Here is an 18,565-nt window from a genome sequence, read left to right on the forward strand (position 1 = left end):
GAATAAGACTAGAAATGGTCAGGGGGAAAAATGAAAAAGCAGCTTTTTATTTGTTTGACAATTTTTGTAGCAATTTCGTTGTCATTTGCAGGCGATGCTGCGGCTTTTGTTGATTTTGGATTATCTTCCGACGGGAAAACCTATGTTTTTGCAGAATACGGAAAGACTGATAAAACATTTCAAGGATATGCAGGAATTTATTGCGTTGATATCGAAAAAAATGACTGGATTTCTGGGGAAGTCTTTAGAACTACTCCATCGGTTGCAACTGCAAAAAAAAGTGGAAAACAAGTTTATGAAGAACTCCTAAAAAAAGCGGAATGGACTCTAAAAAAATACAATATAAAAAAATCTTCGCCAGATAATCTTCTTTTTACGAGGGAAAATTCTTCATCCAATGGCGAAATAGTATTTAAAGATTTTGAAGGCTCAACGGTAGAAAAAAGCGTATTCTATCACATAAAACTTGAAAAAAATGTTGAAGGAAAAGGTTCTTCTTGTCGCTCTTCATTTTTTATTGTGCTTGAAAAGCAGGATGAACTTGGCAATGTCATAAGCCGAAATATTGTCGGCAATCCTGATATAAGAAGAAAAGGCGTTACAAACTATACGATAAACCGAATTTTTTCCGACAAGAGCGGGCGAAATTTAGTTTTTGTAATTGAAAAACAGATTGAAGATGAAACAGGAACCTGCATTCGTTATATGGTCGAAACCATACGAATATAAAAGCGAATTGTTTTAATGCAAAGCGGAAGTCAAGGCAAAAATCTTGCTCCGCTTTTTTTATTTTTATTAAAAAAATGTCAAATTTGCACTTTCGACGCAATATATCTTGTGTCCAGTTTTTGCTGGAAGGAGGAAGTGTGAATATAAAAAAATATGTGCGTCTTTTTGCACTAACTTTTGGTTTAACTGCAACAGTTGTTTTTGCGGTTTCTTTTCCTGTAAGTTGCAGGCTTAGCGATGAAGGAATTGAAATTTTAAAAGACGATTTAACATCGCCCAAAATCGTTTCTTTTTCTGTTCAAGATAAATCTAACCTTGTTTTAGCCTGCTCAAAACAGATAATCGTTTCTGGTACAAAAGTAAAATCTTCGGAAGGAACTTGCATAGAAGAAGATTTAAAAACTACTTATAGCACAGATGGAACAAAAGTAAATTTTAATTTAAAAAATCCGACGGAAATTGGAAAATCTTATGAACTTAGCGGAACTATAAAAGATCAAGGCGGAAATACTTTGACTTTTAGCCTTCCGTTTGAGGGTTTTAACGAAAATCCTGCAAGGCTTTTGTTGAGCGAAGTAAGGTCAAAACACCTTGCAAGTTCTGGAGAAATAAAGAGGGCTGAATTTGTTGAACTTTATGTTTTAAAAGCTGGAAATCTGGCAGGTCTTGCATTAGAAAGCGGAAGCGACGGTGCAGAAAAAAAATATGAATTCCCATGTATTCAAGTAAAACAAGGTGAATATATAATTGTGCATTTTAGAACTGTAACAGGTGGTGATTGCATTGATGAAATGGGAGATGATTTGAGCCTTTCTACAGCAAGCGATAGCCACAACAGTGCCAGAGATTTATGGATAAAAAATACTGAAAGTCGAATAAGCGATAGCGATATCATAGTTTTAAGAAATTCCTGCAAATCTTCTATTGAAGATGCTGTTTTATTCAGTGGAAGCGGTAAAAATTCCTGGCACTATGAAAGCTCAAAAAAACTTGCCAAAGACGCTTCTGAAAGTGGGATTTGGACTTTTGGCGAAGAAATTGAAAATGCAGCATGTTCTGACGGAGTAACGGTTGCAAGAACACTTTGCAGGAACAATATCAAAGATTTAAATTCTAAATTTTCGAAAGGTGAATTAAATGATAAATCGTTGATAACTGCAACAAAAGACGATTGGTTTGTAGCAAAATCTTGTACACCTGGCGAAGAAAATTCATCTGTCGCGTATACAAAATAATTTACCCCAGGCATTAGGGGCGTAAGTCCTGCGCTTGTCGCAGGATGAGCGGATAGCGAACCCCGATTGACTGGCTAGACGATAATATGTGGTTCTGCTATTTGGAATCAACTGACAAACCTTGCTAAATTGTGCTAGTATTTAGCCATGTCAGAATTATTAGCACCGGCAGGTAATATTGAAGCGCTTGATGCCGCTATCGGCGAAGGGGCTGATGCCGTATATCTTGGGCTCAAGAGTTTTAATGCCAGACTGCGTTCGTCTAACTTTGCATGGAATCAATTTGAAGCAGCAGTTGAATCTTTGCACCGTCAGAATAAAAAAATTTATGTAACTGTTAATACCGTTAGCGAAGAAAGCGAAACAGAACGGCTTTACAGGTTTTTAAGTTATCTCAATAAGATTGGTCCAGATGGTCTTATAGTGCAGGACTATGGAGTTTTAAGGATGTGCAGGGAGTTTTTCCCGAACCTTGAACTTCATGGTTCTACACAAATTAACGTAGAAAGTGCTGCTGGAGTAAAGCTTTTGCAAAATGCTGGCTTAAAAAGAGTTGTTGTCGCCAGAGAACTTGGGCTTGAAGAAATAAGAAGCATAAAGCAATCGACAGACTGCGAAATAGAGATGTTTGTGCATGGAGCTCTTTGCGTGAGTGAAAGCGGCTTGTGTTTGTTTTCCAGTTTTTTGGGGGGGAAGTCTGCAAATAGAGGAATGTGTACTCAGGCGTGCCGAAGATTTTATACAGCAGATTGCGATTCTGGGCAAAAGCAGGGATATTATTTTAGTCCGAGCGATTTGCAATTAATTGAGCAGATCCCCGATTTGCTGGATATGGGAGTTGAGTCTTTTAAAATTGAAGGGCGCATGAAAAGTGCAGAATACGTAGGTGCAGTTACGGCAGCTTATCGTTACCTTATGGATCACTATAAAGAAGACAAAAAAGGTTCAATCGCTGCTGCAAAGAGAATGTTGAGTACTGATTTTGCGCGTTCCAAGACAACTTATTGGTATAATTTTAAAACAAATGACGATGGCGTGAATAATGCAGGGGAGGCAATTTTAAATCCTAATCAAGCAGGTGGAACGGGAATTTATCTTGGAAGGATTTTTAAAACAAAGCCTGCAACTCAAAAAGCCCTGGAAAATTCTAAACTTGCTTTGAGTTCAGGAGTGGATGAAAAAGATATTTCAATAGCGATGGCAACACTTTCTGGTGGAAGTTATGAGCCAGACCCGGGGGATTCAATTCGTTTGCACAGAAAAGATGATTCTGGGCGAGAAAGTTACAAAGTTCGCACTGTAGAGGTTGACGATGACGGAGTTAGATGGATTGATATTCCAAAATCGTTTACAAGAGATGATGAAGTTTATCTTTTGCAGACAAAATCTATGTCAAAACGCTATCCTCGCGTTCTTCCGCAGGATATTGGAAAATATCGCCAGCAGCCAGGAGATGAAATTCTTCCTGTAATGGATCTTACGCCTGTTGCCAGAAATGAACTTTCGTATTTTCCCGAAGGAATGTATGTGCAGGTTAGTACCATTGCAGATTTGTTCCAGATACAGTCGATGAATCCTGTTCGAGTGATTCTTGAATTGAATTTTGAAACAGAAGAAGACTTGGTCTTGCACAAGACAGTGCTTCCTTTTTCTAAAAAACAGGTGATAATTTCTCTTCCACCTTATGTTCCAGAGGCAACTAGTGATAAACTTGCAAAAATTCTTGAATTTCTTGTTGAAGACGGTTTTAAAACTTTTGTAGTTAATAATCTTGCAGAAGTTTACATGCTCAAAGATAAAAATGTTAATATGATTGCAGGTTCGTATCTTTATACTTTTAATCGCTGGGCCGTAAGCTGGCTTGAAAATCAAAATTTTGGTGCTTTTATAACACCTTTGGAAAATAATCGTCAAAACATTATCGAAACTTTTGATAAGGATGTTAGAGAGCGTCTGCTTGTTACAGTCTATGCATATCCTGCACTTTTTAGGATGCGATTTAGATTGCCAGAAAGTTACAATTTTATGTATTTTTGGGATAAAGAAGAAATTACTTTTAAAGTACTTTCAAATAAAGACGGCTCTGTTGTAATGCCTGAAAAACCATTTAGCATCACAGAAAAATATTCTCAACTTCAAAAAGATGGAATAAAAAGAATTTTGATTGATTTTAGTAGGACAAAAGTTACGCGTGCGGAAGTAAAGACTGTTCTAACAAGCCTTATAAAAGGGCAGGTTATTCCAGAGACAAGTCGCTTTAACTGGAAAGACGGTTTTTATAATCCTGAAAAAATGGAAGCGTACAAGGCCGCAGCAGAACGGAATATGGAGCGAAAAGCCGAATACGAGTCTTTAAAAGCTGGAAAAGGTGGTTCAAGAGGTAAAAATCGGCTTGAAAAAAAATTTTCAAATGATTTTGGAAACTCAAATAGAAACTCCCACTCAAAAGCAAAAGGAAGAGCATATAACAAAGATTCGTTTTCTAATTTCAACGGTAAGAAACAATAAGTTTTTTCAAAATGCGGATGGGAGGCTGGTTTTTCAAAGCAACCTCCCCCTTTTTACTAGAAGACAGTTTCTTCGTCCGCAAGACCTTGGGCTGCAACAGCAAGATTTTCTTCTTCTGCTATTTCTTCGCAGGTTTTAGAATTAAATTGCTGAGATTCCTTTTTCATCGGTTTGAATTCAACATGTTCGGCTACAATAAAAACTTTGGAGTGATTTTTACCATTTTCGTCTTTCCAACGACTTTGTTTTAAACGTCCAACGACTCTCACACCTCGACCTTGAAGAGCATATTTTGAAACGTGTTCAGTAAATTTTTCTCCCCAAGTTTCAACATCGTAAAAACCTACTTCGTCAACATCTTTCCCATTGTTATCTCTGTAAAAGTGATTAACAGCGATTGGAAGCACACTAACTTTTGTACCCTTTTGAGTTTCTTTTACAGTAGGTGTGCGCACGACGTTCCCTTCAATGATGATTTGATTCAATGCGTTCATAAGAAAAGTCTCCTTTATAAAAAGAGCGGATTGGCCAATCCAAATAAATTATGCCCTCTAACGAGGGCATCTTATATATTGCTCTGAGAAAACATTTCTACACATTTTTGTAAAAAGAAGTTTTGCCTTTCTTTGAAAGTTTTTATTTTTTCGTTTACATAGGAATATTTTTTACGAGTTTTATAATATAAAGTTGAATATACATAAAAAGTGCATCATTTTCGCCAATTTTTTGAAGAGCCGGCGTTTTTACTAGAGATTCTGCAAGGTTTTCAATCCTTTCTTTGCTGAAATTTTCAGATTTCATATAGCGAAGGACTTTTCTAAGATAATCTCGAATAAGTGAATTTACATCTTCTGTTAAATTGTTGTGAGTAACTTTTCCAATCAATTTATTCCATTGATGTTCATAAGAAGTGAGCTCTCTGTCCAAAGTTGAAGAAGAAGGCACTATTTCGTTTTCTAAATTCCTGGCCGCTTCTCTAAGTGCAACTTTTTTAGAAACTAATGGATTTCCTGTGATTGCCGCCTCTTCTTCATCGGCTTTGCTATTTTGAGTCTCTTTTTCGTGATATATCTGCGCTTGGGTTTTATGGGATTTTTCTTTTTTTGACTTAGGAGGGCGCATAATCATTTTTATAACCCAAGAAACAACAGGAATCGTATACCAAAATGGAAGCTTTATCTTTGCATCGCTTAACAATTCGGCGCGTTCCATAAAAAGAATTTCTGAATAAGGAATTAAATGGCCACTTTCAAAAAGATTTATTCTTCCTCCAGAAAGAGTTGAACCGTCTGGTGCTGTATTTACTTCATAATTTATGAGAGGAAGAAAAGATGAAATCAACAAGGCATATAAAATCGGCGACTGAATTGAAACTTCTTTTTCAAGACGACGTTCAAAACTCTTTTGTTCTTTCATCTCTGGTAAGTCATCAAAATTTTTAAGAATAGAAAACCAGTTCTTTTTTATAGTTTCTCGAATCGTAACCCTTGCATCTGAACAAAGCCTTAAAATCAGAGGCATAACTTTGCTTTTTAAAATAAAATAAGGTTGACTTGAAGAATCTGTTTTAAATACGAGAAGTTCTGGTAAATCGTTTGCAGAACTTTCTGTTGATTTTTTGTGAAGATAATTTTTTAGCTCGTCTTCGCTGTATTGTCCTAAAAGTGGCACACCGCTGTTGCTCGTAAATTTTGTTATTGCATCAAAGGTAAAATAATACGGCGGTTTTGCAAGTTGCTGTTCAAGGCTTTTAAATGCCGCTTCTTTTTTGCTGTTTTCTTGAGCGCGCATTTTGTAAAAATTGGCAACGATTTCCAATATGTAAACCGATTGCAGAACGCCAAGGTCTTCTTGTGTAAAGTCTTTTACTTTTTCGTAGTCTTGTTTTATAAAAAAAAGCAGTTGGGTCAAAAAATAAAATGAATCTTCAGGATTTTTAAACATTTGCACAGCGACATCTGCGGTTTGAACAAAGCGATTAAAAATATTTTTTGCAGTCATCTCTTTGCCTGGATTTGCAACGGTAAGCTTTTTCATAAAATAATCGTGATGTTCATCTTTTGTGAGCATCGTTCGTATTTTTAATACTGCACATTCAATTAGTGTTTGGACAGAAACGATTGAAGGCAGAAGAATTGTAGGAGAATCGTGAGGAAGTACAAGACCGTACAAAAATTTATCTGTAAGAGTTTCGGTTTTTAAAAGTTGCTCAATTAAATCTGAAGCTTGATGGCGAGTTAGAATTTCGCTTGGAATTTTTTTTGGCAGATAGCTTTCTTGAGGAAACGGCGTCTGCGGCGTTGCAAGAATTTCTTTGTATCTTTTGGCGAATTTTTCTACTAAGATGGGAATTACGATTATTGTTTTTTTATCGGTTCCAGATTCCTGCAAGAGAATATCGCGCGATTCGACTAAATCCGCCAATTCTTTGTTGACAATGCTAGCTGTATCTGAAAGATATGTTATGAGCGATGGCTGTTCTTCAAGGTGATGTTCAGAATAACGCTTTAAATAGTCGACGAATTCGTTAAAGTCGATAGTTGCGCTGTTTTGTTTGCCTGCAAAAAATTTTAGCAGGACTATGATTGAAGTTGTAATCGCCATATCAATATTTTATCAATAATCTTTTTATTGCTCAATCCAATTTTGATACTGTAGGTAGAATTGTAGGTCGCACGCCCTGTGTGATGATGTGGCAGGGGCTACTTGTAGTCTCGATGCCTGCGTGCGAGTTTCCTGTGGCAAGGGATTAGAGTTTCAAGAAAGCTTCCACGTATCCATGAAACGAACAGTTTTTTGCAAAACCGTCGATATTTTGTTGCAGGTACACATCCCTGTGTACAGCAATCTACCGTAGGAGCGTAGCGACAAGGATGATGCAGCGATAGCGGGACCCCACAAAGCCTGATTTTGCGGAACGCAGGTGGAGCAAAAAGCCACCCAGATGAATTTAAATTTTTTTGGAAAAATTGAACGGATTGCAACAAAAAGTCATTGTTTATAAAATCAATAAACAGTTTTTCTGGTTTGGAGTAAAAATTGATTTCGCAGAGAATGAAAAATCTTCACCCTTATGTTCCTGGTGAACAGCCAAAAGAAAGACCTTACATAAAGTTGAACGCGAACGAAAATCCGTATCCGCCAAGTCCGCTAGTTACAAAGGCTGTTGCCCGGCTTGCAAAAAAACAGGCACAAAAAATGGCTTTGTATCCCGACCCCGACTCGCTGGAATTAAAAAAAGCGATTGCGGATATGCTCAATAAGACTGGTGGCGTTCTTGCAAGGGCAAATTTAAAAGGTGGCAAAAAAAACGGCAGCGCTTCAAAAGTTTTTGCTTCTGATTCGGATAAAATTCCTTTTATTGTAACGCCTCAAATGATTTATGCAGGAAACGGCTCTGACGAAGTTTTGAGTTTTATTTTTTATGCTTTTTTTGACGGCGACCGTGAACTTGTTTTGCCTGAGCACACTTATTCATTTTATCCAGTTTATGCTGGTTTTTATGGAATTGAGATAGACAAGGTTCCGCTAAAAGATGACTGGACTTTGGACAAAGAAAAGATGATTTTAGATGCGAACAAAAGGGATTCTAGCATAATATTTGCAAATCCAAACGCACCAACTTCTTTGGGGATGACGAGGGAAGAGATTAAAGAGATGATAAAATCTACTCCAAAAAACAGGGTTTTTGTTGTAGACGAAGCCTATGTCGATTTTGGAGGCGAAAGTTGCATTCCTCTTTTGGCAGAGTTTGAAAATCTTTTGATAGTTCGTACTTTTTCAAAATCGCTTTGTGCTGCTGGAATGAGACTTGGATATGCGGTTGCAAATCCGACTCTTATAGAGCAGTTAACGACCGTAAAAAATTCTGTAAATCATTTTCCGATTGATTTTATTGCACAGCAAGCAGGAATTGCTGCTTGTAATGATGCAGGATATTACGCCGAATGCGCGCGAAGCGTCGCTTTTGAACGTGATGAGTTTATTGATTTTTTAAGAAATATCGGCTGGCAAGTTTTGGACAGCCAAACGAATTTTGTATTTTGCAAAAAAGACGGCAGGAGTGGGGAAGAAACTTACAAAAAAATCAAAGATGAAGGAATTCTCGTCCGCCATTTTAACACACCTGGAATAGAAGATTATTTGAGGATAACGATTGGCACAAAAGTTCAGATGGATAAATTAAAAACGGTGATGAAAAATCTTTAGTTTTTTTTAACGGACAGTTTCCTTACGAAAACTGTCAACATTTATTGTAGGTCGCACATCCGTGTGCGACGATGTGGCAGGGTCTACTTGTAGCCCCTGAACTTGCGTGCGAACTTCCTGTGGCAGGGATTGGAGTTTCAAGAAAACTTCCGTGTTTTCTTGAAACGGACAGTTTCCTTACAAAAACTGTCGACATTTATTGTAGGTCGCACATCCGTGTGCAACGATGTGGCAGGGATTGGAGTGGCGGCACAGCCGTTGGCGCAAGCCAATGTAGCGATAGCGGAACCACGCAAAGCCCGATTTTTGCGGAACTCAAGTGAAGCAAAAAGCCACCCATATTTTTTTACGCATTTTTTTTCACTCGTCTTGCAAAATCTGAATAATCCTGTATAATTTTGCTATGACGATTAACGAAAACAGATACTTTTTAAAAACATATTTTTCTGAGCTGGATGGAATTAAGACCGATGCCTCAAAGGCACTTGCAAAACCGCCTGCGGAAAAAGTTTTTACGACTGGAACAACAGCAATAAAACTTCCAAAACCGTGCAAAGATGTTTTAAAATCTGCAAACATTTTTGATGTTATTCAAAATCGCCGAAGTTTTAGAAGATATAGCGACAAAAAACTTTCGCTGGAAGAACTTTCTTACCTTTTGTGGGCTTCGTACGGAAGGTCGAACTTTGATGATGAAAAAGATTCAAAGAGGACTGTTCCGTCTGGTGGAGCGTGCTACACGATAGAAACTTATATAATCGCGATGAATGTGGAAAATCTTGAAGCAGGCATTTATCACTATAGCCCGAGCGAACACAGCATTTTGTTTATAAAAAGCATAGAAAGCATGCACGAAACTATAGAAAGTTTTATGCTCGACTCCAAACAGCCGTTTCTACCAGGATTTGCAGAAAAGTCGGGAGTGCTTTTTATCTGGTCGACTGTTCCTTATCGCGGCGAATATAAATTCAATGTACTGGCTCATAAAAAAGTGCTTATAGATGCAGGACATGTATGTCAAAACTTGTATCTTGCGTCACAATCCATAGATGCAGGTGCTTGTGCAATAGGAATTTACGATCAGGATAAAATCGACAGATTGCTGGATTTAGACGGAAAAGATGAGTTTGTAATTTATCTTGCTGCGGTAGGCAAAAAATAAGGGTATCTTTTGCTCCAATTCGTTTTGTCGCAGCACGCCTACATACCAGATTTTGCAGCATTGTAAACTTCTTTCCACGCATCAATCAATTTTTCAAGCGACCAGGCAGCATTTGCAGGGCTTGTCGAAGGCAAAAGTTTTGCTTCTATATTTAAAAGCATTTTTTGATATTTGTTAAAATAAGTCCAAGCGGTTTTACCGTTGCAAAAAATATGCGAAATTCTTGAATTTTGTACGAGCGGCAAAAGATTTGTAGGTTCCGCATTTTTTATGAGTGAATCGCTGGAGCCCACTATATCGCAACTGTAAATCGTGTCCCAAAGCGCCAGTCGGTTTTTCAAAATCAAATATTTTTTCGCTTCGATTGTAACTGGAACTTCCTCTCCAAAAATTGCAGAAATCACCTTCCAAAAACGATTTTGCGAATTGCCATAATAAAATTTTTTCTCCCTCGACTTTACCGAAGGCAAACTTCCCAAAATCAAAACTTGCGATGCTTCATCATAAACAGGCAAAAAAGGATGAATTACATGCTGATATTCCATATCGTAAAAAAGTCTCCTATAAAGCACATCTGTTTTTGAATATGGGCGTATCCCTTTGCTAACGCAAAGGGTCGCTACGTTACGAGCTTCGCTAAGCGCTCACCGTCCTCGCTTTGCTGCGGTCGGCTGCTTCGCAGGCTCTTCACATCGCTTACGCGGTTTTAGCTTACATCGTAAAAAGTTCAATGGGAATCGTTTCATCCTTATCGATTAAAACTTTATGCTTTTTAAAATTTCCTGGAACCGATTTTCCATTGTAATTGCTAAAGCCAAACGGTTCTTTTGGAATTCCCATAAAACCAGAATTTAAAACACCGTCGCTGTTCAAATCCTGGAACACACAAAAAGCGTATTCTCCGTCTGTCAATTCAACATCAGTTTCAATTTCGGTTGCACTCGGAATTAACTCCAGCTTCATAAAAGGATTTTTTGTTTTAAAACTTTCTTCACTGTTGTGAATGCTCACAACAATCTTGCCTTTTCCAACTACAACAGAACTTATTTTTAATTTTATATTGTGCGTAAACCCGAAAGACAAAATAAAAAACGACAAAAATAATATTGTAATTTTCTTTTTCATAAAATTCTCCCATAAAACTCCACATTTGTGGTAGTGCAGAAGGTTTTGTATTTTTTCAATAATTTTTAAAAAAGCACTGCTCAATCACTTGTTTACCGATAATCGTCAGAGCTTTTTGCGGACAAGAATTTACGCAGCGATAACAGATTGTACAGTTATTTCCAGTCAAAATCGCTTTGCCATTTACAATAGAAATCGACTGGGTTGGGCACTGTTTGGCGCACAAAGTGCAGCCTGTGCATTTTGTAATATCAACTTTTAAGCCTTTGCGATGTTTTTTTGCCTCATGTAAAAACCACAAACGCTGGCCAAAAAGACCTGCAATGTGATTATAAAAATGAAGTCCTTCGTGCGGATATTTTTTTGAATTTAATAAAGCAGAGAATCTTTTAATTTTTTTATCTGTCTTTTCTATTATATCTTTATTTTCTTGAGGTGTTTTTTTTAGCATTCCAACATCGCCAATAGCATCTGGCATTCTCAAATGTACTCCGCCCAAAATTTCAGCCCCATATTTTTTAAGAAGGCGAGCGGCGCATCCAGTTCCATCTCCGCTAAAAAGTCCCATAGTCGCAATAAGAAAAATCTTTTTTCCTCTAAAAATCTTAGAATTCCTTTTTATAAAATCGCTTACTATAAACGGAATATTGCTAAAATGCACAGGATATGCAAATCCAAACTCTTCGACTTTTGCCATCGCTTTTATAGCATTATCATCTTCAATCGAAAAAGCCTCGCCATTTCCTGTCCGTTTTGAAAATTCTTGAGCGCAGTGCTTTGTATTTCCATTGCCGCTAAAATAAATTATTTTCATTATTTTTCTCCATTTAACTCCTTGCATTCATAGAGCGCGATAAAATTGCAGATTTTTTCTTTCCAATCTTCGTCGTAAGTTATGTTTTTCATAGTTGCCAACGACGTTAAACCGTGGATATAAGCCCAAAGCGAAATGACAATATCGTTCTGCTTTTTTTTAGGGCATTGATTCTTATTTAATATTTTCAAAACGAGATTTCTAAATATTTCGTACGGTCTATAATTTTTTTCAGAAGCCGATTCTGCCCTTAAATCGAGAGAAATATTTGCGTGCCCAAAAAGAAAACTATAATAATTAGGATTGTCAACAAAAAAATTAAAATAAGTTTCGCCAAGTTTTCCTAAAAGGTTTTTAGAATCGCAATTTTCTTTGAGCGTTTTTTCAAGCGTGGCCGAAAACAATTCCGTAATATAGCTCTGCATCGCTTTTAAAAGCTCTTCCTTATTTTTAAAATGGCTGTAAGGCGCCCCATGCGAAACCTTGCATTCCGCTGCAACTTTTCGTAGCGAACAAGACTGAATTCCGTCGCGTGCAACCAGCGAAATTCCAGCTTCTAATAATTCACTTCTCAAATCTTCGTGATGATAATTGTCCATATAAAACTTGCTCCCAAATGTTTTAATCTTTACACTGTAAAGTTACACTTACAACTAGACATTGTCAAGTTTAAATTTTGTTTTTGAATATGGGCGTATCCCTTTGCTAACGCAAAGGGTCGCTACGTTACGAGCTTCGCTAAGCGCTCACCGTCCTCGCTTTGCTGCGGTCGGCTGCTTCGCAGGCTCTTCACATCGCTTACGCATTTTTGTTCTGTGGCAGTTTTTGCAAAATTGCTGTATCATAAAAAAAGTTAAGTCTTTGAGTTGGAGAAACTATGAAATTACTTTTATTGAGCGACATTCACGGCAATACAGAAAATCTCGAAAAACTTGCAACAGAATTTGCAAATGCTGATATAGTTCTTTTTGGTGGTGACTTCGCTAAGTTTTCTCATCCAGAAACTGCAAAACCTGTTCTTGAGGCGCTTACAAAAAGTCATGAATGCGTTTTTGCTGTTATTGGAAATTGCGACGAGTTAGATTTTTTGGCTCAGGTCGAAAAAGCAGATATAAGCGTCGAAGCGAGCATGGTTTTTCATGAAGGGCTTGTGATTGCCGGTAGCGGTGGTGGTTCAAAATTTTCTGGCGACACACCATTTGAGCGCACAGACGAAGAACTCGTTTCAGATTTCAATATCGTAGAAGATTCTATTTCTCAAATAGGCGACAAAGACGGTCATTGCAACAATTTGATTTTGATAATGCACAATCCTCCTAAAGATACTGCTTGCGATTTAATTCCTGGCAATATACATGTTGGAAGCGAAAAACTGCGTGCTTTTATCGAAAAAACTCAACCACTTTTGGTTTTAACAGGACATATTCACGAGAGTGCTGGAATCGACAAGGTTGGCGAATCTACAATAGTAAATCCTGGTGCACTTTTAGAAGGCAAATACGCTCGTGCAGAACTAGGATTTACAGACGGAAAGTGGTCTGTAGAAAAAATTGAACTTTGCACTCTGTAGTTTTTATTGCCTTGTCTGTGCAAATCTAAATCCAAAGTAATCGTAGACTTCGTTGGGGTCAAAACTGTAGCGGTCGCCTGCATAGCAAAATGGCGTGTAAACCGAAAAACTTCCGCCGCGGCTTACTCGTTGCTTTGCTATTTGTGGTCCTGTTGCTCTTGTGCCTGGTTCTACTGGTTTGTAATTAGCCATCCAGTCCCAAACAAACTCCAATACATTGCCGCTCATATCAAAAAGTCCTGCGCCGTTTGGATTTCCGCTGCAACTTTTTGGTGGAGCTTTTGGTTCAAAAGGAGTGCCTGCTGTTCCCACTGCATGAGTAAAATTTGTATTGTTTGCAGTCCAGCTCACTTCATCTTCTGGAATCGAAGAATCTGAATTTCCGTTTTCATCAACTTGTCCGCTCATCAAAGAGCCGTCTTGAAAGCCTGATTTTGTTTTTCTTGCAGCGTATTCCCATTCTTCTTCAGAAGGCAGTCTATAGCCGTCTGCGTTCCAATCGCAATTTGCAAGGTCTAGTTTTGCAGTTTCTGATGAATCTTTCAAAACTTCGCCGTTATACGTATAGCACGGTTTTAAAGATGAAATTTCAGAAAAAGCATTGCACCAGACTACCGTGTCGTACCAGCTTATCATTGTTACGGGCTGCTCGCTTGAATAGTGCAGTGGTTTTTCGCCTCGCTTTCCCATCGAGCCTTCCTGCCCGGGATTTACAAATTTGTAACCTAAGTTTTGTGCTTGCGTTAAAACTGAATACCAAAGCGTATATGGTGTTTCTGTGCGATTTATTGCGAATGGTGTTATCCAGCGTTTTTCTGTAAAGGACTGGCTTCCATCTCCTATTATATATACATCGTATTTTTGATCTTCTTTTGGACCGAGCAAAACTAAATCTGGAGAAGTCTGCGCAAAAAAAGGAAGTTGAACGCATGCAAAAAGAACAACAGATAAAGGTTTAAAAAAGGACTTTGCTATTTTTATGGGATTTAATTCTTTCATAGAGTTCTCCAGTTTTATTAAAAATTCATCTAAAAAAAATTATCGTAAAAGATTGCTGTAAAATTTTGTTCGAAAAATTTTATCGCTTTTTATTTTTTAGCTGTTTGAGTTTTTTTTGAATGTCGGTCATAAAAGTCATCAACAAAAATGAACCGATAGAAAGAACTGCACAGCTTATGCTTATTATTATAAAACCAGTCCAGCTCTGGTTATTTCCCCACGGCAGCCTTATATTCATTCCCCAAAAACTCGTTATAAACGAGATGAGCATTAACGCAATGGAAAATACTGTTAATTGCTTCATCACCATGTTCATATTGTTTGAAATTACAGATGCAAAGGCATCCATAGTTCCTGTAATCGTAAGAGAATAGGTGCTTGCCATTTCCATAGCCTGTCTGTTATCAACTTCAACGTCGTCAAGCCAATCCTGGTCTTCTGCATCAAATTTTATTATTCTGGTTTTGCGTATTTTTTCCAAAAGTAACTGATTGCTCTTTAGCGAACTCGTAAAATACATAAGCGATTTTTCTAAGTTGAAAAGCTGAATCAATTCGTGATTTTCAATCGTTTCCTGCAATTCCTGCTGAATGGAATTTGTTCTTCGGTTTATATCCTTTAGATAGCGCAAAAACATCGTGTCGGCACGGCTTAAAATCTGCGTTATAAATGCCGGAAAATCGTTTATATTCAAATCTTTTATTCTGTTTGCACTCATATCGTGCAAAACTTCGCAATCTGTCCAGCACAAAGTGATTATCGTATTTGGAAAAATCATCGCACCAAGAGGAACCGTGTTATATCGCACTTCTGAATTTGGAAAGTATACGGGAAGCCTCATTATTGTAAGCACATAGCCTTCGCCCTGTTCAATTCTGGAAAGTTCATCTGGGTCTAAAGAATCCAGCACATGGTCATGCTCAAGCGCATAGTCTTTTTCCAGAATTGAGATTTCTTTAGATGTTACATTGCGGGCATCAACCCAAAGCCGTTCTTTTGGATCTATTTCGTCTTTATTTTTTTTTACAAACAGCCCGTCTTCTTGCTGCCAATAGGTTATCATCGCTTTTAAACAAAGTTTAGCATGAAAAGCATTTTTGGAGCAACTTTGTATTTTTTTTATTTTTTGTCATAAAGCGATTATAAAAGCAATATTTTATATTGAGTTTTTTTGATGATAAAAGTTGCAAGTGCTATTAAATCATTTTTACAAGGAGGTAGGATGGAGCAGTTGATACGACCAGCGTGTATTGAAATTGCAGATTTGATTTTCCAGAGAGTTTATCAAAAAAATGGCAAAGTTTCGTATTTTTTATGGAAAGATAAATCCTGCATTTTTGGAATTGAAGATTGCTTGCCAGAAGAAATTGCTTTTGACAAAGCTTGCTCAATTTCGTGTTCTACGAGTTTTGCTTTTTTTTATCTGGGATTTGAGGTTGCAGACAAAAAAGTCGAAAATAATTTTTTTTCAGGCGAGACGAGCGAAGTTTATTCGAGTTTAACAAGAGCTTTTTTTGAATGTGGAAGTCGCATTGTGCATTCAGTTTTTGGAAGCGACTTGATTGAATTTAGAGTTTTTATTCCAAGCGAAAATTTTTGCCCTGCAATAAAAAACTGTTTAAAAATTTTAAATGAAAATTTTTGGCACGAAAATGAAGTTTGCATCAAAGTTACAGATACGGCAATTTTTGTTGCAATAAATTTTTCATCTGGTGCTTTATTTGGAGAGAGTGTTTTAGAAGAAATTTGTTCATATTCAACCTTGTTCGACATTAAAGAAAAATCTTGTGAAGGCAGTTTTTCTAAGAAAAAAATCTTATTTCCCAAGCGGCAAAATCATCTAGAAAATTTTATCTATTCAACAAAATAATTTTAAGAAATGAGGAGTTTTATGTTAAAGAAAATTTTATTTTTTTCAGTCATTGCTTTTTATTTTTTGATGCAGATTGAAGCGAAATCTCCATACGAAATAAAAAATTTTTCGCTAAAGAGTAGAATAGAAAAAATTAGTCAGAATTTTATTGAAATTGAACTTGAGAACACTTCAAAAAAAGATATTGCAGGATTTGAACTTGATTTTGAACTTGCCTTTTGCGATGAAGGAAGTGACTTTGAAGATGAAAATCATTTTTTGATAAAAGTTGATTGTTCTTTGCTTCCAAATTCATCAGAAATTTTTGCAGTGCAATTTGAAATACCTGCTTCTTTTGAAGATAAAACCGATTTTTTTGTAAAAAGTATATTTTTAAGGCAGGTTTTCTTTTCAGGCGGAACAAGATGGAAAGATTTTTTTGGAATGTATAGCCTGTAAAGTTATTGTAACAAGTAAACATTTATAACGATTGTACTTATCTTACTTTGATAGGTACAATCGCCTTTTAAAAGTCTGTTTGAAGTCTATAAAATTTATTATTTTAGACCAAATAATTTCAAATCATCCTCAACTGTTGTAATGCCTCCAATGCCAAATTTTTCTACAAGAAAATTTGCTATTGTTGGAGAAAGAAACGCTGGAAGAGTAGGCCCCAGATGAATATTTTTAACACCAAGAGACAAAAGTGCAAGCAAAACGATGACTGCTTTTTGCTCATACCAAGCAATATTGTAAACAATCGGGAGTTCATTTATATCCTTGAGATTAAAAACTTCTTTTAGTTTGAGAGCAATAAGAGCAAGGGAGTAGCTGTCGTTACATTGCCCTGCATCCAATACTCGAGGGATTCCTCCAATATCGCCAAGGTTTAGTTTGTTATATTTGTATTTTGCACATCCAGCGGTAAGAATTACAGTATCTTTGGGAAGAGCTTCTGCAAAATTCGTGTAATAATTACGAGCTGCCGCACGACCGTCGCAACCTCCCATTACGATGAAGCGCTTAATTGCTCCATTTTTTATTGCATCGATAATTTTATCTGCAAGCATAAACACTTGGTTGTGTGCAAATCCTCCAATTATAGAACCTGTTTCGATTTCTGTTGGTGACTGACACTGCTTTGCAAGTTCAATAATCTTGGAAAAATCCTTTTTTTCATTTTCATCTGCCTGAATGTGTACACAGCCTGGAAATCCAACATCATTTGTTGTAAAAACGCGATACTTGTATTCGTTTGTAGGCGGAATAAGACAATTTGTCGTAAGCAAAATAGGGCCATTAAAAGAAGCAAATTCTTTCTTTTGAAGCCACCATGCATTTCCATAATTACCTACAAAATTTTCGTATTTTTTGAAAGCAGGGTAGTAGTGAGCAGGTAACATTTCTCCATGTGTATAAACATCAACTCCAGTGCCTTGTGTCTGTTCCAACAACATTTCAAGATCTTTTAAGTCGTGCCCAGAAATAAGGATTGCAGGATTTTTTCTAACACCAATATTAACTGTTGTAATTTCAGGGTTTCCATAAGTTTGAGTATTTGCTTTGTCTAAGAGTGCCATTCCCTGTACACCGAAGTTTCCTGTTTCCAATGTAAGTGCAACATAATCATCAATGTTAAGGTTTTTGTCTAAAAGTTTAGCAAGCGCAATAAGCATAAAAGAATTGATTTTTTCATCTTTGTAACCAAGAACGTATGCATGCTTCAGATATGCTGCAAGACCTTTTAGTCCGTAAGTAATCAGTTCTCGTAAACTTCGTATATTTTCATCTTCTGTGGCAAGCACACCAGGTTTGATTTCTGAAAGAAAATTTTCCTCTCCTGTAAACTTGACTGTTAAAGCTTCTGTCTCTGCAATCGCCTCTTCAAGAACATCATTATCAAAGTTTGCATTTGTGATTGTCTTAAAAAGATTGTCTATTGCAAGGATGGATGCAATTTTTACATCTTCAGGATTCAATCCCCGTTGAATAACTGAAACTGCAAGTTTTTTTGTTGCAAGGATGAGTTTATCCTGAGCAAACGCCGTATCAGAAGTTTTTCCACAAACTCCGATTTTTGTACATCCTTTGCATCCTGCCGTTTCCTGACATTGATAGCAAAACATTTCCTGTTCCATAAAGTACCTCTTTTATTAGAATTTATGCGTAGTCTACTCATGAACAGAAAATTAAGGTGTTGCATAGGCAACATCTTCTAAAATAAATGTCAAATCTAACTGTACAGCCTGTAACGTTATTGTAACAAGTTGATTTAGAATTTATAGTGCACTCATAACTTTATTTTTTTTGAAAAAATAGAATTTTGTCGTTATAATTTTAAGCGTGTTTTAAAAAACTAAAG

General features: G+C 36.8%; 18 protein-coding genes. 9 read left to right on the forward strand and 9 right to left on the reverse strand.

Annotated elements, in window-relative coordinates; all coding sequences use genetic code 11:
- The first annotated feature begins 30 nt into the window (after window positions 1-30).
- The 3 genes from FXX65_RS07380 to FXX65_RS07390 all read left to right on the forward strand — a co-directional run bounded on the left by FXX65_RS07380 (window position 31) and on the right by FXX65_RS07390 (window position 4,472).
- Window positions 31-729, forward strand: coding sequence for a DUF2259 domain-containing protein (locus FXX65_RS07380; protein WP_147613831.1), 699 nt, complete (start codon window positions 31-33; stop codon window positions 727-729).
- 137 nt (window positions 730-866) lie between these two features.
- A complete protein-coding gene (locus FXX65_RS07385) occupies window positions 867-1,964 on the forward strand; it encodes a hypothetical protein (protein ID WP_147615734.1) in 1,098 nt (365 codons plus the stop codon).
- A 147-nt stretch (window positions 1,965-2,111) separates the two neighbouring features.
- The gene (locus FXX65_RS07390; RefSeq protein WP_147615735.1) at window positions 2,112-4,472 is read left to right on the forward strand and encodes a peptidase U32 family protein; all 2,361 of its coding nucleotides are present in this window, start codon (window positions 2,112-2,114) and stop codon (window positions 4,470-4,472) included.
- A 56-nt stretch (window positions 4,473-4,528) separates the two neighbouring features.
- Here the strand turns inward: FXX65_RS07390 and FXX65_RS07395 are convergent, their stop codons facing one another.
- Complete coding sequence (locus FXX65_RS07395) at window positions 4,529-4,966, reverse strand: single-stranded DNA-binding protein (RefSeq protein WP_147615736.1); 438 nt, start codon at window positions 4,964-4,966, stop codon at window positions 4,529-4,531.
- A gap of 154 nt (window positions 4,967-5,120) precedes the next feature.
- Window positions 5,121-7,076, reverse strand: a complete 1,956-nt coding sequence (locus FXX65_RS07400; protein WP_147615737.1) for a hypothetical protein — start codon at window positions 7,074-7,076, stop codon at window positions 5,121-5,123.
- A gap of 450 nt (window positions 7,077-7,526) precedes the next feature.
- On the opposite strand from FXX65_RS07400, the gene hisC reads away from it, so the two are divergent.
- The 3 genes from hisC (at window position 7,527) to FXX65_RS07415 (ending at window position 9,843) form a co-directional block, all read left to right on the forward strand.
- Window positions 7,527-8,681 carry a histidinol-phosphate transaminase gene (gene hisC, locus FXX65_RS07405; protein ID WP_147615738.1) on the forward strand — a complete coding sequence of 385 codons (1,155 nt, stop codon included), beginning with the start codon at window positions 7,527-7,529 and terminating at the stop codon, window positions 8,679-8,681.
- A gap of 71 nt (window positions 8,682-8,752) precedes the next feature.
- Window positions 8,753-9,004, forward strand: coding sequence for a hypothetical protein (locus tag FXX65_RS07410; protein WP_147615739.1), 252 nt, complete (start codon window positions 8,753-8,755; stop codon window positions 9,002-9,004).
- Window positions 9,005-9,084: 80 nt separating this feature from the next.
- Window positions 9,085-9,843 carry a SagB/ThcOx family dehydrogenase gene (locus FXX65_RS07415; protein ID WP_147615740.1) on the forward strand — a complete coding sequence of 253 codons (759 nt, stop codon included), beginning with the start codon at window positions 9,085-9,087 and terminating at the stop codon, window positions 9,841-9,843.
- Window positions 9,844-9,881: 38 nt separating this feature from the next.
- Here FXX65_RS07415 and FXX65_RS07420 read toward each other — a convergent pair whose 3' ends face one another.
- The 4 genes from FXX65_RS07420 to FXX65_RS07435 form a co-directional block, all read right to left on the reverse strand.
- Window positions 9,882-10,388 carry a DNA-deoxyinosine glycosylase gene (locus tag FXX65_RS07420; RefSeq protein WP_147615741.1) on the reverse strand — a complete coding sequence of 169 codons (507 nt, stop codon included), beginning with the start codon at window positions 10,386-10,388 and terminating at the stop codon, window positions 9,882-9,884.
- A gap of 166 nt (window positions 10,389-10,554) precedes the next feature.
- Window positions 10,555-10,968 carry a DUF2141 domain-containing protein gene (locus tag FXX65_RS07425; protein ID WP_147613873.1) on the reverse strand — a complete coding sequence of 138 codons (414 nt, stop codon included), beginning with the start codon at window positions 10,966-10,968 and terminating at the stop codon, window positions 10,555-10,557.
- 55 nt (window positions 10,969-11,023) lie between these two features.
- Window positions 11,024-11,782, reverse strand: coding sequence for an EFR1 family ferrodoxin (locus tag FXX65_RS07430; protein ID WP_147615742.1), 759 nt, complete (start codon window positions 11,780-11,782; stop codon window positions 11,024-11,026).
- Window positions 11,782-12,381, reverse strand: a complete 600-nt coding sequence (locus FXX65_RS07435) for a TetR/AcrR family transcriptional regulator (protein ID WP_147615743.1) — start codon at window positions 12,379-12,381, stop codon at window positions 11,782-11,784. Before FXX65_RS07435 ends, FXX65_RS07430 begins: the two co-directional genes overlap by 1 nt.
- A gap of 278 nt (window positions 12,382-12,659) precedes the next feature.
- On the opposite strand from FXX65_RS07435, the gene FXX65_RS07440 reads away from it, so the two are divergent.
- Entirely contained in the window at window positions 12,660-13,352 is a 693-nt protein-coding gene (locus FXX65_RS07440) for a metallophosphoesterase (RefSeq protein ID WP_147613876.1), read from the forward strand.
- Between the two features lie 3 nt (window positions 13,353-13,355).
- On the opposite strand, the gene FXX65_RS07445 is transcribed toward FXX65_RS07440, so the two are convergent.
- Both FXX65_RS07445 and FXX65_RS07450 read right to left on the reverse strand, forming a co-directional pair.
- Window positions 13,356-14,351 (reverse strand): formylglycine-generating enzyme family protein, encoded by a 996-nt coding sequence (locus FXX65_RS07445; RefSeq protein WP_147615744.1) that lies wholly within the window; start codon window positions 14,349-14,351, stop codon window positions 13,356-13,358.
- 79 nt (window positions 14,352-14,430) lie between these two features.
- Window positions 14,431-15,414 (reverse strand): magnesium transporter CorA family protein, encoded by a 984-nt coding sequence (locus tag FXX65_RS07450; protein WP_147613878.1) that lies wholly within the window; start codon window positions 15,412-15,414, stop codon window positions 14,431-14,433.
- A gap of 159 nt (window positions 15,415-15,573) precedes the next feature.
- On the opposite strand from FXX65_RS07450, the gene FXX65_RS07455 reads away from it, so the two are divergent.
- Both FXX65_RS07455 and FXX65_RS07460 read left to right on the forward strand, forming a co-directional pair.
- Window positions 15,574-16,221, forward strand: coding sequence for a hypothetical protein (locus FXX65_RS07455; protein ID WP_147615745.1), 648 nt, complete (start codon window positions 15,574-15,576; stop codon window positions 16,219-16,221).
- 21 nt (window positions 16,222-16,242) lie between these two features.
- Window positions 16,243-16,662 (forward strand): hypothetical protein, encoded by a 420-nt coding sequence (locus FXX65_RS07460; protein WP_147615746.1) that lies wholly within the window; start codon window positions 16,243-16,245, stop codon window positions 16,660-16,662.
- 98 nt (window positions 16,663-16,760) lie between these two features.
- Here the strand turns inward: FXX65_RS07460 and hcp are convergent, their stop codons facing one another.
- Entirely contained in the window at window positions 16,761-18,341 is a 1,581-nt protein-coding gene (hcp, locus tag FXX65_RS07465) for a hydroxylamine reductase (protein WP_147615747.1), read from the reverse strand.
- Between the last annotated feature and the right edge of the window lie 224 nt (window positions 18,342-18,565).

This window comes from Treponema pectinovorum (assembly GCF_900497595.1).
Taxonomy (GTDB): Bacteria; Spirochaetota; Spirochaetia; order Treponematales; family Treponemataceae; genus Treponema_D; species Treponema_D pectinovorum.